Source organism: Pseudomonas sp. MM227, from assembly GCF_947090715.1.
Lineage (GTDB): Bacteria > Pseudomonadota > Gammaproteobacteria > Pseudomonadales > Pseudomonadaceae > Aquipseudomonas > Aquipseudomonas baltica.
On the sequence record NZ_OX352319.1, the window covers coordinates 3,870,236 to 3,885,569 of the forward strand.

The following is a 15,334-nucleotide window of genomic DNA, read 5'->3' on the forward strand; positions in this document are numbered from 1 at the left end:
ATTACTCACGAAGGTGCCCTATGAAATCTATCCAAAAAGGCTTTACGCTGATCGAACTGATGATTGTGGTTGCAATCATAGGCATTCTTGCCGCGATTGCATTGCCCGCGTATCAGGACTATACAACACGTGCTAAAGCATCTGAAATAATGCTCGCAGCAGCTGCTGGCAAGGTTCAGGTGGCGGAATACTTCCAAGTAAACGGCAAACTTCCAGCTACCGCTGATCTTGTTCTTCCATCACAAGTTTCTACATATGTAGCATCGGTGGTACAAACTGGTGGAACCATTACTGCAACAGGCAGCACTGCCGATGCGCGACTGAGCGGCAAAACTATCACCTTGGTTCCAACAGACGCTGGCGGTGGTGTTTTGAACTGGGTTTGCTCTGGGACAATTGAAGCGAAATACCGCCCTGCCAGTTGCAAACAAGACGCAAAAACCTAATACGAATATTGCTGTCGCTTTCGGCTGGGCCCTCACAAAATAGGGCCCGGCCTTTGCTTTTTTCAGACTGTATATCAGAATTGAGAAAGACATGGACATAAGAATGCGTCCCCAACCTGATACGTTATCTGTTCAAACCGTGTACCATTTTAATTCTTGGCACAATATCCAGATAACAGCTACCTCAACTCAAAAAAAGATTAATGACTTTCTTAAGCAAGCCAAGCTGATCGATTCCAGAGTGGACTCCATCAGCACCTTCGGACTGTAAGTAGCGAGCCTTCCCATGAACGAAGTGGTCCTTTCCGGATTAGCCAAACATTTAGTTCAAGCAGAGCTCTTGACCGAGATAGTTGCTCAGCAGGCACAGCAGCGTGCCTTAAAAGAGAAAATAGGTTTCGTACACTATTTAGTCCAGAATAAACTTGCCAAGGGACGTGAGATTGCAGAAATAGCGTCCGACCAGTTCGGCGTATCATTAATTGATGTCACTGCTTTCGACCCTGAACATCAGCCAAAAGGGTTAGTCAGTGAAAAATTGATTCGACAGCATCATGTACTACCTTTATGGCGGAGGGGAAACAAGTTATTTATAGGAATATCTGACCCTACAAATCATCAATCTATCACCGACATACAGTTCAGCACAGGACTGAACACAGAAGCCATTCTTGTTTCTGATGAGCAACTGACCTCTGCTATAGAGAAATATTTCGACACCAATGCAACTGGTCTTGAATCATTAGCAGACATAGATCTAGATGGACTGGATATTGAGAGCGTAGATGATCACAAGACAGAGCCAGTTGCGGGTCAAGATTCGGACGACGCTCCAGTGGTCAGGTTTGTAAACAAAATGTTGTTGGACGCTATCCGCGGAGGCTCATCCGATCTCCACTTTGAGCCTTACGAAAAAATATATCGTGTACGCTTTCGAACGGATGGCATGTTAAAAGAAGTGGCTCGCCCCCCAATAAACTTGGCGGGTAGAATTTCTGCCCGTTTAAAAGTAATGGCCAACCTCGATATCTCAGAAAGACGTAGACCGCAAGATGGCCGTATCAAAATGCGAATCTCAAAAAATAAATCGATCGATTTCCGAGTTAACACTTTGCCTACCCTGTGGGGCGAAAAGATAGTAATGCGGATATTGGACCCGTCCAGCGCACAACTCGGGATTGATGTTTTAGGGTATGAGGCCGACCAAAAAGAGCTCTACCTTCAGGCTCTTAGCCAACCACAAGGCATGATCCTAGTAACTGGGCCGACTGGTTCTGGTAAAACCGTATCGCTGTACACTGGATTGAATATACTCAATACCATAGATATAAACATATCGACTGCCGAGGATCCAGTCGAACTCAATATGGAAGGAATAAACCAGGTAAACGTAAATAATCGTCAAGGTTTAGATTTTGCCCAAGCACTACGATCATTCCTGCGCCAAGATCCGGACGTTATCATGGTCGGCGAAATTCGAGATCTTGAGACTGCTGAAATCGCTATAAAAGCAGCGCAGACAGGTCATTTGGTACTTTCTACCCTACATACGAATAGTGCAGCGGAGACACTAACTCGCCTGCAGAACATGGGCGTAGCCAGCTTTAACATTGCCACATCTGTCAGCCTGATAATCGCCCAGCGCCTAGCTCGAAAGCTATGCCCACACTGCAAAAGAGAAGCTAACATTCCTCAAGAAGCTTTGCTAGCCGAAGGCTTTCCCGAGAATGCTGTGAGCGGCCTAAAAATATATGAGCCGGTAGGATGCGACCAGTGCAATGGAGGCTATCGTGGACGTCAAGGCATCTATGAAGTTGTTAAAAATACCAAGGCACTACAACAGCTAATTATGGAAGGCGCTAACGCGATAATGATTGATGAGCAGATGCGCAAGGATGGCTTTAATAGCTTACGAACTTCCGGCCTGAGAAAAGTCATTCAGGGCGTAACCAGCCTCGCAGAAATCAACCGGGTAACCAAGGACTAAGCAATGGCAGGCAAAGCGAAGACCTCGGTATACACGTGGGAAGGCGTAGACCGGAAAGGTATAATTGCCAAAGGTGAAACGAGCGGAACTAGCTTACCTTTGATACGTGCTCAATTGCGCAAACAGGGCATTACCGCTACGAAAATCCGCAAACGTTCGATTCCTCTATTTGGCAAGGGAAAGAGGATAAAGCCGGCAGACATTGCACTATTCACACGTCAAATGGCTACCATGATGCGCGCCGGTGTTCCTCTATTGCAATCGTTTGATATTATCGCTGAGGGTGTCGACAATCCTAACATGCGAACGTTGGTGGAGGGAATAAAACAAGAAGTTGCAGCCGGTAACAGCTTTGCAACATCTCTCCGAAAAAAACCCGAATACTTTGATGACCTGTATTGCAGCTTGGTTAACGCAGGCGAGCAGGCTGGCGCACTTGAAACCCTTCTAGATCGCGTAGCGACATATAAAGAAAAAACAGAAGCACTAAAGGCTAAAATCAAGAAAGCCATGACTTACCCTATAGCCGTAGTGGTCGTAGCCATTATAGTTTCTGCCATACTTCTAATCAAAGTAGTTCCTCAATTTGAGTCTGTTTTTGCTGGGTTTGGTGCCGAGCTGCCCGCATTTACACTGATGGTTATGGGGCTATCAAAGATAGTCCAAGATTGGTGGTTAATAATACTCGCCGGAATGGTAGGTTTGTTTTTTTTTATAAAACACACAAACAAGCGAAGTGAGAAGTTTCGCGACGGCAAAGACAGGACCTTACTGAAAGTTCCAATCGTGGGTCAAATCCTTTATAAATCGGCAGTTGCTAGATACGCTCGCACACTTTCCACCACTTTCGCTGCAGGCGTTCCATTAGTCGAGGCGCTTGACTCAGTAGCAGGCGCTACTGGGAACGTCGTATTTAGAAATGCCGTTAACTCGATTAAGCAGGACGTATCCAATGGTTCGCCCATGCATCAATCCATGCGCTCCACTGGGGTCTTCCCCACCCTTGCCATCCAAATGACCGCCATCGGCGAAGAATCCGGCGCTCTGGACGACATGCTCGACCGCGTAGCAACCATCTACGAAGCCGAAGTCGACAACATGGTCGACAGCCTCACCAGCCTCATGGAGCCGATGATCATGGCGGTACTGGGCGTGGTGGTCGGTGGCCTGGTTATTGCGATGTACCTCCCCATCTTCCAACTCGGCTCCGTCGTCTAACATGCTCCTACTCGAATTCCTGGCCAGCCCGCTGGCCCTGATGTTCTGCGCCCTCCTCTTGGGCCTCATCATCGGCAGCTTCCTCAACGTCCTCATCCATCGCCTGCCCATCATGCTCGACCGTGACTGGACCACACAGTCCCGGGAAATGCTTGGCCTGCCGCCAGAACCAAAAGGCGCGGCGTACAACCTGCTGCTGCCCCACTCCGAATGCCCGCACTGTGCCCACAAGATCCGCGCCTGGGAGAACATCCCGGTGGTGAGCTACCTGATGCTGCGGGGCAAGTGTGCCAGTTGTCGGGCGAAGATCAGCCTGCGTTATCCGCTGGTGGAACTGGCCACGGGCCTCTTGAGTGCCTTTGTGGTGTATCACTTCGGCTTGAGCTGGCAGGCCGGTGCGTTTCTGCTGCTGACCTGGGGCTTGCTGGCGATGAGTCTGATCGATGCCGATCAGCAGTTGCTGCCGGATGTGCTGGTGCTGCCGTTGCTGTGGCTGGGGTTGATCGTCAATGGCCAGGGGTTGTTTACCAATCTCTACGACGCGCTGTGGGGCGCGGTGGCGGGTTATCTGAGCCTGTGGCTGGTGTATTGGGTGTTCAAGCTGATCACCGGCAAGGAAGGCATGGGCTACGGCGATTTCAAGTTGCTGGCCATGCTCGGGGCTTGGGGTGGCTGGCAGATTTTGCCGCTGACCATTCTGTTGTCGTCGCTGGTGGGGGCGGTGCTGGGGGTGTTGATGCTGCGGATGCGCAACGCGCAAACCAGTACGCCTATCCCGTTCGGGCCTTATCTGGCCATCGCGGGGTGGATTGCATTGCTGTGGGGTGATCAAATAACCACTTCATACATGCAGTTTGCCGGGTTCCGATGACAACAGCTGTGGATAAACCTTGGGTGCTAGGCCTCACCGGTGGCATTGCCAGCGGCAAGAGCGCTGCGGCGCAACGCTTTGCCGAGTTGGGCGTGCACGTGGTTGATGCCGACCAGGCTTCGCGCTGGGTGGTGGAGCCGGGGCGGCCAGCGCTGGCGGCGCTGGCCGAGCGCTATGGTGCGGCGCTGTTACAGGCCGATGGCAGCCTCGACCGTGGGGCGTTGCGCAAGGTGATCTTCGAGGATGCGCAAGAGCGGCGCTGGGTCGAGGCTTTGCTGCATCCGTTGATTGCCGAGGAAATCGCCCGGGCGCTGGCTTCGGCGACGTCGCCCTATGCAGTGTTCGTGTCGCCGCTGATGGTCGAGTCGGGGCAGTACCGCACCACGCAGCGCTTGCTGGTGGTGGATGCGCCGGAGGCGGTGCGGGTTGCGCGTACCTTGCTGCGCGATCACACCACGCCCGAGCAGGTCCAGGCGATTCTGAAAGCCCAGGCGAGCCGCGAGCAGCGGCTGGCGCTGGCGGACGATGTGCTGGTCAACGACCGTGACTTGGCCTGGCTGCACTCGGAAGTCGAGCGGCTGCATGCTTTTTATCTGACTTTGCGTGGAGGCCGAGAATGAGCCAACCCTTGATCGTTGATTGCCCAACTTGCGGGGCGCCGGTGGAATGGAAGGCAGCGAATGCGAACAGGCCGTTCTGTTCCGATCGTTGCAAATTGATTGACCTGGGCGCCTGGGCGTCCGAGGAGCACAAGATTCCGGTGAGCCCGGATGCCGAGGACGACCTGTTCAGCGAGGACTTGCCACCGCGCGGGCATTGAGGCAATCGGGCACCAGTCAATAGTGCTTGCACCTGTGTCTGGTTCGCGGCCACGGACCGCTCCTACAGTGGATATCGGGTACCCGTAGGAGCGGTCATCGGCCGCGAAGAGGGCTCTGCGGATTGTCTGGGATACCGCAGTGTCTGGTTCGCGGCCACGGACCGCTCCTACAGGGTATCTACAAGGCGGTCACGCCAATTCGAACAACACCTCTTGCGCACCTTCCCACAAGGTCTTCACGCCCAGGGCGCGGAGGTTTTCCTTGCCCTGCACCACAGTAAGAAAGTGATTGCCGGCCAACTGCCCCATCTTGCTGGCGAAGCAGCAGGATCCGTATGCCAACAGAATTTCCGTCTCGCTGTACGGGCCCGGATAAAACAACACGTCCCCTACCGACGGGTGGCTGGTGTGGTTCTCGAACCCGACCGGCTCTTCACCGCGCAGCAACTGGAATTCACCCAGCGGCACCCAGCACGCCTCGCCACTCCAGCGCACATGGATGATCTTCTGCCGATACGGCAGCAGCTTGAGAAACGCATCCACCGTCTGCGGTGCATCGGGATGGGTTTCGGCCAAGAATTCGTAGCCGCCGGAGGTGATCTTGATGCTGGGCATGGTGCAGCTCCTGGGAAAATCCCATCCTTACCCATCGCCGAGATATTTTGAAGCGTCGGCCGTTATTCTTTTCGTCGCACAGGCGGGCTAAGCTAGGGCCATGGATGACTCCGACTACCTGCGTTTGCTCACCAGCCAGGCCGAACAGGCCAATGCCTTCCTCTCCAATGCGCGCAAGTGGGAGCGCGAGCGTTGGGTGTGCGAGCGCCTGTTGCAGGGCCTGAACATCGCCTACCGTGACGATGAATTCACCCCCGCCGGCCAGGAGCCGCCGGACGTGCTGTTCCGTGAAGCCAGTTTCGAAGTGTTCTTCGTGCTCGACGAAGGGCGCAGGCTCAACGATGAATGGCGCGAGGAGTTGCAGCGCCGCCGCAGCGCTTTCTCCCTCAGCCAACTGGTCCGGCGCGAGGCACGCCCCAAACGCATCCGCGCGCCCGAGCTGCTGCAGCGGCTGGCACCGACCTTGCGCAAGAAAGCCCACAACTACCGCGAACGCGGGCTGGACCTCGGTGAGCTGGACATCATTGCCTTCGCTAGCCTCAAGCGCGAAACCCTGGACTTGAACAGCCATTTTCCGCCGCCTACCGAGTTTCTTCGCCAAGGCTGGCGCTCGCTGTCGCTGGTCGGACCCACCTTTGCCCGGGTCTTGTTCGCTCATCCGGATGCGCCGGATTTCCTGCGCAACAACCTGGGCCGCAGCATCGTTTTCGATGTGGGCATCAGTTTGTGAACCCACCCTTTTACCAGTCATGGCGCAGGGGCCGTGCGGATGATACAAAGCGCTCTCGCCCGCACCGCCCGTCAGGAACCCTGTAGCCTTGCCAGCGTCTGAAACGTCTACCTGTTCAGGGTCGCCTGCCCTGCCACGTGACACTCGCCCATTGATCGGCGGTCACTCGTGCGCGCCTCGGTTGCAAGTCGAGCACCTGCTCCTTGCCCTGGGGACAGCCGTAGCAGGGCTTGTCGATCCATCTGTTCGAAGGTGTGGCGCTCTGAGCTGCCTTGCGCTCGCCCACCCCTCGCAGACACCCGAATTCGTTAACCTTATGAGAGCTTTCCATGACACATCGCATCGTTATTGTCGGCGGCGGCGCCGGCGGCCTGGAACTGGCCACCAGCCTGGGCAAGACCCTGGGCAAGCGCGGTACGGCCAGCGTCACGCTGGTGGACGCCAACCTGACCCATATCTGGAAGCCACTGCTGCATGAAGTGGCCGCCGGCTCCCTGAATTCGTCTGAAGACGAGCTCAACTATGTGGCCCAGGCCAAGTGGAATCATTTCGAGTTTCAGCTTGGCCGCATGAGCGGTCTGGATCGCGCGGCCAAGCAGATCCAATTGAGCGCCACCCTCGATCCGGAAACCGGCCTTGAGCTGGTCCCGGCGCGCAGCATCGGCTATGACACGCTGGTCATCGCGGTGGGCAGCACCACCAACGATTTCGGCACGCAAGGCGCGGCGGAGCATTGCCTGTTCCTCGATACCCGCAAGCAGGCCGAGCGCTTCCACCAGCAACTGCTCAATCACTACCTGCGCGCCCATGCCGGGCACGACGAGAGCCGTGCGCAGATCAGCGTCGCCATCGTTGGCGCCGGTGCTACCGGTGTCGAGCTGGCAGCCGAGTTGCACAACGCGGCAAAAGAACTGGCGGCTTACGGCTTGGGCCGCATCGCGCCGGAGAACATGCGCATCACCTTGATCGAAGCCGGCCCACGGGTGCTGCCGGCGCTGCCCGAGCGCATCGGTCAGCCGGTGCACCAGACCTTGGAAAAGCTGGGCGTGACGGTCCTGACCAATGCCGCGGTGAGCGAGGTGACTGCCGAAAGCCTGCTGACCAGCAGCGGCCAGGTGATTCCGGCCAGTTTGAAGGTGTGGGCAGCCGGTATTCGTGCGCCTGGCTTCCTCAAGGAGATCGATGGTCTGGAAACCAACCGCATCAATCAGTTGGTGGTACGCCCTACCCTGCAGTCTACCCGTGACGATGACATCTTTGCCTTCGGTGACTGTGCGGCGTGCCCGCAGCCGGGCACCGACCGCAACGTGCCACCGCGCGCGCAGGCAGCCCACCAGCAGGCCTCGTTGCTGGCCAAGTCGCTGAAGCTGCGCATCGAAGGCAAGGCGCTGCCGGAGTACACCTACAAGGATTACGGCTCGCTGATTTCCCTCTCGCACTTTTCGGCGGTGGGCAACCTGATGGGCAACCTGACCGGCAGCGTCATGCTCGAAGGCTGGCTGGCGCGGATGTTCTACGTGTCGCTGTACCGGATGCACCAGGCGGCGCTGTATGGCCTGTTCCGCACCGGCATGTTGATGCTGGGCAGCCGTATCGGACGCGGCACGGAGCCGCGACTGAAGCTGCATTGACCCATCGTTGCCTGCAATCCCCGTAGCAGCGGCGCGAGCCGCGTCATTGGCGATGCGGTGTGTTTGACACTCCGCGGTGTGGCCGGACGCGGCTTGCGCCGCTGCTACAGGGGCGGAATGGAAGGCAAAAAAAAGGCGCCCATGACAGGCGCCTTTTTTCATGAATATGGTCGGGGTAAGGGGATTCGAACTCCTGACATCCTGCTCCCAAAGCAGGCGCGCTACCGGACTGCGCTATACCCCGGTACAAAAAAGGCACCCGGAAGGCGCCTTTTCTGCTGCCCACTGCTGTTAAACGGTGGGGCTTTTTAAGATTCGATCCAGCGAACCGGAATCAAAAATGGTGGGTCGTGTGGGATTCGAACCTACGACCAATTGGTTAAAAGCCAACTGCTCTACCAACTGAGCTAACGACCCAAATATGGTCGGGGTAAGGGGATTCGAACTCCTGACATCCTGCTCCCAAAGCAGGCGCGCTACCGGACTGCGCTATACCCCGATATGAAATTTGGCTCCGTGACCAGGACTCGAACCTGGGACCCAATGATTAACAGTCATTTGCTCTACCGACTGAGCTATCACGGAACTATCAATTTCAGTACATCTACAACCGCTGCAGCTTCAAGCCTGTATCACTACCGCCTTGAACTCTTCGACCCGTTCGCATCGCTGCGTTCATGTCTCTGAGGCGCGCTATTCTACAATTTTCAAAACCTCTGTCAACCCTTTAAATTGCTTTCAAGACACTGATTTGCAACTTTTTTTCAGAACCGGTGAAGCCAGTGGCTCTGCGGGATGACGTACAGCGGGGCGCACTTTACAAGCCTTGAAACGAAAATGCAACGGTAAATCAATGGGGTGGGTTAGTGAGGGCCTCTTCGCGGGCAGAGGGCTTGCCGCCCGCCCCGCTCCCACTAAAGCCTGAGTACCTGTGGGAGCGGGCTCTGCCCGCGAAAAGGCCCTCACTGCCACTCATCACTCAAGCAAACACAATCTCATCATCCACCACCGACGCCTGCACCGATGTCCCTGGCAGGAATTTGCCCGAGAGAATCAGCTGCGCCAGCGGGTTCTCGATCCAGCGCTGGATCGCACGCTTCAAGGGACGTGCGCCATACACCGGGTCGTAGCCTACCGCGATCAGCTTATCCAGCGCCTCGTCGCTCAGCTCCAGGCTCAGATCGCGCTCGGCCAGACGGCTGCGCAAGCGGGCCAGCTGGATCTGCGTGATCCCGGCGATCTGGTCGCGCGCCAGCGGCTCGAAGATCACCACCTCGTCGATCCGATTGACGAACTCGGGACGGAAATGGCTGGTGACCGCATCCATGACCGCTGCGCGCTGCGCCTCGCGGTCGCCGACCAGCTCCTGGATGCGCGCCGACCCCAGGTTCGAAGTCATCACGATCACGGTGTTGCGGAAGTCCACGGTACGTCCGTGGCTGTCGGTCAGACGGCCATCTTCCAGCACTTGCAACAGCACGTTGAACACGTCCGGGTGAGCCTTTTCGACTTCATCGAGCAGCAACACCGAGTACGGTTTGCGACGCACCGCTTCGGTCAGGTAGCCGCCCTCTTCATAGCCAACGTAGCCGGGTGGCGCACCGATCAGGCGAGCGACCGAATGCTTCTCCATGAACTCGGACATGTCGATGCGCACCATTGCTTCTTCGGTATCGAAGAGAAACTCGGCCAGCGCCTTGCACAGTTCGGTCTTGCCCACACCGGTCGGGCCGAGGAACATGAACGAGCCGCTGGGCCGGTTGGGATCGGACAATCCGGCACGCGAGCGCCGCACTGCGTTGGACACCGCCACCACGGCCTCTTCCTGGCCGATCACGCGTTGGTGCAGCAGGCTTTCCATCTTCAGCAGCTTGTCGCGCTCGCCTTCGAGCATCTTCGACACGGGAATCCCCGTCCACTTGGAAACCACCTCGGCGATTTCTTCCTCGGTCACCTTGCTGCGCAGCAACTGGTTCTCGCTTTTGCCGTGCTGGTCGACCATCTGCAGGCTGCGTTCCAGATCGGGGATGACCCCGTACTGCAACTCGGCCATACGGCTCAAGTCGCCGCGCCGACGCGCTGCTTCCAGTTCTTGACGCGATTGTTCGATCTTCTGCTGAATCTGCGCCGACCCCTGCACTTCGGCCTTTTCCGAGGTCCAGATCTCTTCCAGGTCGGCGTATTCGCGCTCCAGTCGGTTGATTTCCTCGGTCAGTTTCTCCAGACGCTTGATCGCGGCTTCGTCATCCTCTTTCTTCAGGGCCTGGGACTCGACCTTGAGCTGGATCAGACGGCGCTCCAGGCGGTCGAGCACTTCGGGCTTGGAGTCGATCTCCATGCGGATGCGGCTGGCTGCCTCGTCGATCAGGTCGATGGCCTTGTCGGGCAACTGGCGGTCAGTGATATAGCGATGGCTGAGCTTGGCTGCCGCGATGATCGCGCCGTCAGTGATAGCCACCTTGTGGTGAACCTCGTAGCGCTCCTTGAGGCCACGCAGGATGGCGATGGTGTCTTCCTCGCTCGGCTCCTCGACCAGCACCTTCTGGAAACGCCGCTCCAGGGCGGCATCTTTCTCGATGTACTGGCGGTACTCGTTGAGCGTGGTGGCACCTACGCAGTGCAGCTCGCCACGGGCCAGTGCCGGCTTGAGCATATTGCCCGCATCCATCGAGCCTTCGCCTTTGCCGGCGCCGACCATGGTGTGCAGTTCGTCGATGAACAGAATGATCTGCCCTTCCTGCTTGGACAGCTCATTGAGCAGCGATTTCAGGCGCTCCTCGAACTCGCCGCGAAACTTGGCGCCGGCGATCAGCGCGCCCATGTCCAGGCTGAGCAGGCGTTTGCCGCGCAAGCCATCGGGGACTTCGCCATTGATGATGCGCTGGGCCAGGCCTTCGGCAATGGCAGTCTTGCCCACACCGGGCTCACCGATCAGTACCGGGTTGTTCTTGGTGCGGCGCTGCAGCACCTGGATGGTCCGACGGATCTCGTCGTCACGGCCGATCACCGGGTCGAGCTTGCCTTCCTCGGCGCGCTTGGTCAGGTCGACGGTGTATTTTTCCAGGGCCTTGCGCGACTCCTCGGCGTTGGGGTCGTTGACCGCCTCGCCACCGCGCAGGTTGCTGATGGCATTTTCCAGCGCCTTCTTGCTGACGCCCTGGCCCAATAGCAGCTTGCCCAGCTTGCTGTTGTCGTCCATGGCCGCCAGCAATACCAGTTCGCTGGAGATGAACTGATCGCCCTTCTGCTGCGCCAGCCGGTCGGCCTGGTTGAGCAGGCGCGCCAGGTCCTGGGACATGTTGACGTCGCCGGTCGGGTTCTGGATTTTCGGCAGCTGGTCGAGCTCTTTGCTCAGTGCCTTGCGCAGGCTGTTGACGTCGAAGCCCACCTGCATGAGCAACGGACGGATCGAACCGCCCTGCTGGTCGAGCTGCGCCTGCATCAGATGCGCCGGTTCGATGGCCGGATGATCCATGCCAACGGCCAAGGATTGTGCGTCGGATAACGCGAGTTGAAGCTTGCTGGTCAAACGGTCTATACGCATGAGTCACCTTCCTGAAAAGGGGCAGGCCGGAGCGATGGACACACCTGATGAAGAAAACCTGCCGGGGATGACAGTTAGATGGGGGGTGTTGGTGAAGATTCAAGGACGGGGGTTGCAGATCTAGATAGGTTGTGTCAGTGCCGGCCTCTTCGCGGGCAGAGCCCCGCTCCCACAAATGCAGATTGATGGCCTCTCAGCGAGCCCAGTCTGGGAGCCAGGCTCTGCCCGCGAAGGGGCCATCGGCTGCGAAGCTAAGGTTCCAGCCACACCAGTGAAGCAAACCGCCCTGTGACCGACGCGCGACGATAGGAAAAGAGCCGCTCATCTTCCACGGTACACATCCCCCCGCCATACACCGCCGTCACCCCTACCGCCGCCAGGCGAATCCGCGCCAAGGCGTAGATATCAGCCAGGAACTTACCAGGCGCGGCACCTGGCACGAACGCCTCATTTGCTTGCGGATGAGTCGCCATGAACGCCTCACGCACCTCGGCGCCAACCTCGAACCGACGCGGACCGATGGCTGGCCCCAGCCAAGCCATCAGTTGCCCGGGCGGTTGCTGGAAACCATCGACAGTGGCTTCCAGCACCCCGGCCGCCAACCCGCGCCACCCGGCGTGGGCCGCCGCCACACGGGTACCTGCCTGATTGCAGAACAACGCAGGCAGGCAATCGGCAGTCATGGCGGTACAGGCAATGCCGGGGGTGGTGGTCCAGCTCGCATCCGCTTCGAGCACGCGGCTCGGGTCGGCCTCGACCACACGGATACCATGCACCTGGTTCAGCCAGGCCGGCAGGATGCCGAAGTGGGCAGTCAGACGTAGGCGGTTCTGCACCACGCACTGTGGATCGTCGCCCACATGCGCGCCCAGGTTCAAACTGGCATACGGCGCCGGGCTGACGCCGCCTTCACGGGTGGTCACGCAGGCCCTCACCGACGCCGGAGCCGGCCAGTCGGGAAACAGCAGGCCCTGCGCGAACGTGGTCACCCGATGAAGGCCTCACGATCCTGCTTGAGCAGCGACAGCAGCCAGACGAAGTCGTCGGGCAAGGGCGATTCCCAGCCCATGCGCTCACCGGTCGTCGGATGATCCAGCTCGAGGAAGCGCGCATGCAGGGCCTGGCGCGGGAAGGTTTTCAGCGCGTCGACCATGGTGGCGCTGGCCGCAGGCGGAATGCGGAAGCGGCCGCCGTAGGCCGGATCGCCCACCAACGGAAAGTTGATGTGCGACATATGCACGCGGATCTGGTGGGTCCGACCGGTTTCCAGCTTGACCCGCACATGGGTGTGGGAGCGGAAACGCTCGAGCACGCGATAATGGCTGACGGCTTGCTTGCCGCCCTCCATCACCGCCATGCGCTGGCGCTGCTGGCCGTGCCGACCGATCGGCGCGTTGATCTTGCCGCCTGCGGTAACCACTCCGATCACGATGCATTCATAGATGCGGCTGACCGAGCGGCTCTGCAGTTGGGTCACCAGTTGCGTCTGCGCCTGAATGGTCTTGGCCACCACCATCAGACCGGTGGTGTCCTTGTCCAGGCGGTGGACGATGCCGGCACGCGGCACGTTGATGATGTCCGGCACGTGGTGCAGCAGTGCGTTGAGCAGCGTGCCGTCGGCGTGGCCGGCGGCCGGATGGACCACCAGGCCGGCCGGCTTGTTGATGACAAGGATCTGGTCGTCTTCGTAGACGATGTCCAGATCGATGTCCTGGGCCACCCATTCACCTTGGGCTTCCTGTTCGGCATTGAGCTCGAGCAGGGCACCGCCATGCACGGTATCGCGCGGGCGCAGAACGCCCCCGTCCACGGTCAGGCGGCCCTCTTTTATCCAGGCGGAAAGGCGCGAGCGCGAGTGCTCAGCGAATAATTGGGCGGCGACTTGGTCGAGGCGTTGTCCGCCCAAATCGGACGGTACCTCTGCGCGAAGTTGTATGATCTCGGACATGCTCGGACTAGGCGGCGGCACAGCCTTTGGTTTCGGCTGCACGCTTGTGGTTAAATACGGCGTCTTTTGCCCCGGTGGTTCCACGGGGTGCTCATCATAACAGGACGGCCACGCCCGAGACAGCGGCCGTTTATAGGGACGCTAGCCGCCATGCAAGTGAAACACCTGCTGCTGATCGCCATCCTCGGATTCACCGCGGCCTGTTCTTCGACCAAGGAAGTGGTCGATGAAAACCTCAGCGAAGTCGAGCTGTACCAGCAGGCGCAGGCCGACCTGGACAACAATAGCTACACCAGTGCCACGGCCAAGCTCAAGGCGCTGGAGTCGCGTTATCCGTTCGGCCGCTATGCCGACCAGGCGCAGCTCGAGCTGATCTACGCCAACTACAAGAACTCCGAGCCGGAAGCGGCGAAGTCGGCTGCCGAGCGTTTCATTCGCCTGCACCCGCAGCACCCGAACGTCGACTATGCCTATTACCTCAAGGGCCTGACCTCGTTCGACCAGGACCGTGGCCTAGTGGCGCGCTTCCTGCCGCTGGACATGACCAAGCGTGACCCGGGTGCTGCCCGCGACTCCTACAACGAGTTCGCCCAGCTCACCAGCCGCTACCCCAACAGCCGCTACGCGCCCGATGCCAAGCAGCGCATGATCTACCTGCGCAACCTGCTGGCGTCCTACGAGATCCACGTGGCTGACTACTACCTGACCCGTCAGGCCTACGTCGCTGCTGCCAACCGTGGCCGCTACGTGGTGGAAAACTTCCAGGAAACGCCGTCCGTCGGCGACGGCCTGGCGGTGATGACCGAAGCCTACATGCGTCTGCACCTGGATGACCTGGCCGCGACCAGCCTGGACACCCTGAAAACCAACTACCCGGATCACCCGAGCCTGGAAGACGGCAAGTTCGTGCCCCAGCAGGACGAAGCGGACAACCGCTCGTGGATCTCCAAGGCCACCCTGGGCTGGATCGGCAACAACACCGACCCGCTGCCGCCGGGCGAAACCCGCGCCAACCAGGATGTGCAGCGTCAGTATCAGGAAGCGCGCGACGCCATTCCGAAAGAACTGCTGCCACCTGAAGACGGCGGCACCGCCGACCAGCAGCAGCCAAACGCCGAAGAAGGCAAGAGCCGTTCGTGGTTCAGCTACGCCACCTTCGGTCTGTTCGACTGAAGCTGGGTTGCATTGAAAAAAGGGGCCTGATGGCCCCTTTTTTTTCGCCGCTTGCTCCGCATCGGACGCGCTCCTACACTGCGCCATCTTCCCTGGCAAAGCTGACCATCCCATGATTCGCCTGATTTTCTGGATCGCCGTCGTGTTCGCCGCCATTTGGCTGTGGCGCAAATTCAAGAACCCGGCGCGCGCGCCTCGCCAGGATGACAAGCCGGCATCGCTGAGCATGGTTCGATGCGCCCAGTGCGGCGTGCATCTGCCAGAAGACAGCGCGCTGCGCCGCGACAGCCACTGGTATTGCAGCAAGCCGCACCTGGAGCAAGGGCCCGGCAACGGTGCCCGCTGAAGCGC

14 protein-coding genes and 4 tRNA genes are annotated in these 15,334 nt (G+C 58.6%); 10 read left to right on the plus strand and 8 right to left on the minus strand.

The genetic code is table 11. From position 1 onward, the window contains the following. Window positions 1-20: 20 nt before the first annotated feature. The 6 genes from ONG87_RS17590 (at window position 21) to yacG (ending at window position 5,342) form a co-directional block, all read left to right on the plus strand. On the plus strand, window positions 21-446 hold the full coding sequence (locus ONG87_RS17590) for a pilin (RefSeq protein WP_301335539.1): 426 nt from the start codon (window positions 21-23) through the stop codon (window positions 444-446). Window positions 447-732: 286 nt separating this feature from the next. Then, window positions 733-2,433 carry a type IV-A pilus assembly ATPase PilB gene (gene pilB, locus ONG87_RS17595; RefSeq protein ID WP_264381752.1) on the plus strand — a complete coding sequence of 567 codons (1,701 nt, stop codon included), beginning with the start codon at window positions 733-735 and terminating at the stop codon, window positions 2,431-2,433. 3 nt (window positions 2,434-2,436) lie between these two features. Beyond that, window positions 2,437-3,651: a type II secretion system F family protein gene (locus ONG87_RS17600; RefSeq protein WP_264381753.1), complete on the plus strand. Its 1,215-nt coding sequence runs from the start codon at window positions 2,437-2,439 to the stop codon at window positions 3,649-3,651. A gap of 1 nt (window position 3,652) precedes the next feature. Further along, window positions 3,653-4,522, plus strand: a complete 870-nt coding sequence (locus ONG87_RS17605) for an A24 family peptidase (protein WP_264381754.1) — start codon at window positions 3,653-3,655, stop codon at window positions 4,520-4,522. Further along, window positions 4,519-5,142: a dephospho-CoA kinase gene (coaE, locus tag ONG87_RS17610; RefSeq protein ID WP_264381755.1), complete on the plus strand. Its 624-nt coding sequence runs from the start codon at window positions 4,519-4,521 to the stop codon at window positions 5,140-5,142. Before ONG87_RS17605 ends, coaE begins: the two co-directional genes overlap by 4 nt. Then, window positions 5,139-5,342, plus strand: a complete 204-nt coding sequence (gene yacG, locus ONG87_RS17615) for a DNA gyrase inhibitor YacG (protein ID WP_192102642.1) — start codon at window positions 5,139-5,141, stop codon at window positions 5,340-5,342. The genes coaE and yacG overlap by 4 nt, the downstream gene beginning before the upstream one ends. Before the next feature lie 189 nt (window positions 5,343-5,531). Here the strand turns inward: yacG and ONG87_RS17620 are convergent, their stop codons facing one another. Next, window positions 5,532-5,957, minus strand: a complete 426-nt coding sequence (locus tag ONG87_RS17620) for a DUF3830 family protein (RefSeq protein ID WP_264381756.1) — start codon at window positions 5,955-5,957, stop codon at window positions 5,532-5,534. Between the two features lie 100 nt (window positions 5,958-6,057). On the opposite strand from ONG87_RS17620, the gene ONG87_RS17625 reads away from it, so the two are divergent. Next, window positions 6,058-6,687 (plus strand): DUF1780 domain-containing protein, encoded by a 630-nt coding sequence (locus tag ONG87_RS17625; protein ID WP_122475299.1) that lies wholly within the window; start codon window positions 6,058-6,060, stop codon window positions 6,685-6,687. A gap of 329 nt (window positions 6,688-7,016) precedes the next feature. Next, complete coding sequence (locus ONG87_RS17630; protein WP_122795377.1) at window positions 7,017-8,318, plus strand: NAD(P)/FAD-dependent oxidoreductase; 1,302 nt, start codon at window positions 7,017-7,019, stop codon at window positions 8,316-8,318. Between the two features lie 167 nt (window positions 8,319-8,485). Here ONG87_RS17630 and ONG87_RS17635 read toward each other — a convergent pair. The 7 genes from ONG87_RS17635 to rluD all read right to left on the minus strand — a co-directional run bounded on the left by ONG87_RS17635 (window position 8,486) and on the right by rluD (window position 13,810). Then, window positions 8,486-8,562: transfer RNA gene (locus ONG87_RS17635), tRNA-Pro, on the minus strand. A 97-nt stretch (window positions 8,563-8,659) separates the two neighbouring features. Then, window positions 8,660-8,735 (minus strand) — tRNA-Lys (locus ONG87_RS17640). A gap of 5 nt (window positions 8,736-8,740) precedes the next feature. Continuing rightward, window positions 8,741-8,817: transfer RNA gene (locus tag ONG87_RS17645), tRNA-Pro, on the minus strand. Between the two features lie 10 nt (window positions 8,818-8,827). After that, a tRNA-Asn gene (locus ONG87_RS17650) sits at window positions 8,828-8,903 on the minus strand. 394 nt (window positions 8,904-9,297) lie between these two features. Further along, a complete protein-coding gene (gene clpB / locus ONG87_RS17655; protein ID WP_122795378.1) occupies window positions 9,298-11,862 on the minus strand; it encodes an ATP-dependent chaperone ClpB in 2,565 nt (854 codons plus the stop codon). 251 nt (window positions 11,863-12,113) lie between these two features. After that, window positions 12,114-12,851 (minus strand): peptidoglycan editing factor PgeF, encoded by a 738-nt coding sequence (pgeF, locus tag ONG87_RS17660; RefSeq protein WP_264381757.1) that lies wholly within the window; start codon window positions 12,849-12,851, stop codon window positions 12,114-12,116. Then, window positions 12,848-13,810, minus strand: coding sequence for a 23S rRNA pseudouridine(1911/1915/1917) synthase RluD (gene rluD, locus ONG87_RS17665; protein ID WP_122475306.1), 963 nt, complete (start codon window positions 13,808-13,810; stop codon window positions 12,848-12,850). The genes pgeF and rluD overlap by 4 nt, the downstream gene beginning before the upstream one ends. Window positions 13,811-13,960: 150 nt before the next feature. On the opposite strand from rluD, the gene ONG87_RS17670 reads away from it, so the two are divergent. Beyond that, a complete protein-coding gene (locus ONG87_RS17670) occupies window positions 13,961-14,983 on the plus strand; it encodes an outer membrane protein assembly factor BamD (protein WP_185795218.1) in 1,023 nt (340 codons plus the stop codon). A gap of 112 nt (window positions 14,984-15,095) precedes the next feature. After that, window positions 15,096-15,329, plus strand: coding sequence for a PP0621 family protein (locus ONG87_RS17675; protein WP_122475309.1), 234 nt, complete (start codon window positions 15,096-15,098; stop codon window positions 15,327-15,329). Window positions 15,330-15,334: the final 5 nt, after the last annotated feature.

What these genes read in the sequence shown, in the direction of transcription:
- ONG87_RS17675 (WP_122475309.1), top strand. Translation starts at nt 15,096, where the DNA reads ATGATTCGCCTGATTTTCTGGATCGCCGTCGTGTTCGCCGCCATTTGG.
- ONG87_RS17590 (WP_301335539.1), top strand. Translation starts at nt 21, where the DNA reads ATGAAATCTATCCAAAAAGGCTTTACGCTGATCGAACTGATGATTGTG.
- ONG87_RS17630 (WP_122795377.1), top strand. Translation starts at nt 7,017, where the DNA reads ATGACACATCGCATCGTTATTGTCGGCGGCGGCGCCGGCGGCCTGGAA.
- pilB (WP_264381752.1), top strand. Translation starts at nt 733, where the DNA reads ATGAACGAAGTGGTCCTTTCCGGATTAGCCAAACATTTAGTTCAAGCA.
- coaE (WP_264381755.1), top strand. Translation starts at nt 4,519, where the DNA reads ATGACAACAGCTGTGGATAAACCTTGGGTGCTAGGCCTCACCGGTGGC.
- yacG (WP_192102642.1), top strand. Translation starts at nt 5,139, where the DNA reads ATGAGCCAACCCTTGATCGTTGATTGCCCAACTTGCGGGGCGCCGGTG.
- rluD (WP_122475306.1), bottom strand. Translation starts at nt 13,810, where the DNA reads ATGTCCGAGATCATACAACTTCGCGCAGAGGTACCGTCCGATTTGGGC.
- clpB (WP_122795378.1), bottom strand. Translation starts at nt 11,862, where the DNA reads ATGCGTATAGACCGTTTGACCAGCAAGCTTCAACTCGCGTTATCCGAC.
- ONG87_RS17670 (WP_185795218.1), top strand. Translation starts at nt 13,961, where the DNA reads ATGCAAGTGAAACACCTGCTGCTGATCGCCATCCTCGGATTCACCGCG.
- ONG87_RS17605 (WP_264381754.1), top strand. Translation starts at nt 3,653, where the DNA reads ATGCTCCTACTCGAATTCCTGGCCAGCCCGCTGGCCCTGATGTTCTGC.
- ONG87_RS17600 (WP_264381753.1), top strand. Translation starts at nt 2,437, where the DNA reads ATGGCAGGCAAAGCGAAGACCTCGGTATACACGTGGGAAGGCGTAGAC.
- ONG87_RS17620 (WP_264381756.1), bottom strand. Translation starts at nt 5,957, where the DNA reads ATGCCCAGCATCAAGATCACCTCCGGCGGCTACGAATTCTTGGCCGAA.
- ONG87_RS17625 (WP_122475299.1), top strand. Translation starts at nt 6,058, where the DNA reads ATGGATGACTCCGACTACCTGCGTTTGCTCACCAGCCAGGCCGAACAG.